The organism is Paraburkholderia sp. RL17-381-BIF-C, assembly GCF_046026435.1.
In the GTDB taxonomy this organism is placed as follows: domain Bacteria; phylum Pseudomonadota; class Gammaproteobacteria; order Burkholderiales; family Burkholderiaceae; genus Paraburkholderia.
Window position 1 is genome coordinate 1 of the sequence record NZ_JARESX010000228.1, and the last position, 475, is coordinate 475.

Genomic DNA, 475 nt, shown 5'->3' on the forward strand with positions numbered 1-475 from the left:
TGCGAAGGTGAACACGGTTAATAACAACGTGAACAACCTGAGTAACAGCATCACGAATATCACCAATACGGGCACCAAGTATTTCCACGTAAATTCGACGTTGGCAGATTCTTCAGCCAGTGGGGGGAACGCTGTTGCGATTGGTGCCGTTGCGAATGCATCGGGAGGAAGCGCGATTGCAGTGGGTAATAACGCAACCGCATCGGTTGCTTACTCGGTTGCGATGGGCAACAGCGCTAACGTATCTGGGGCCAACGGAACAGCATTGGGTTATACCTCGACGGTGGTGGGGTCTGGCGGTGTCGCATTGGGCAACGCCACCTATTCGAAGGGAGAGTCGGCGGTAGCACTGGGCAACGGCTCGACCGCGACTGGCGACTATTCGCTGGCAATGGGCAAGATCTCGACTTCAACGGGGACGAGCGCAGTTGCACTGGGCTTCAACTCGACCGCGTCAGCGGCCAATTCAGTGGCG

The 475-nt window shown here is 56.4% G+C and carries 1 pseudogene; it reads left to right on the plus strand.

Annotation, left to right across the window (positions count from 1 at the left end):
* A pseudogene (locus P0D70_RS36810) lies at positions 1 to 475 on the plus strand (hemagglutinin); the annotation flags it as partial.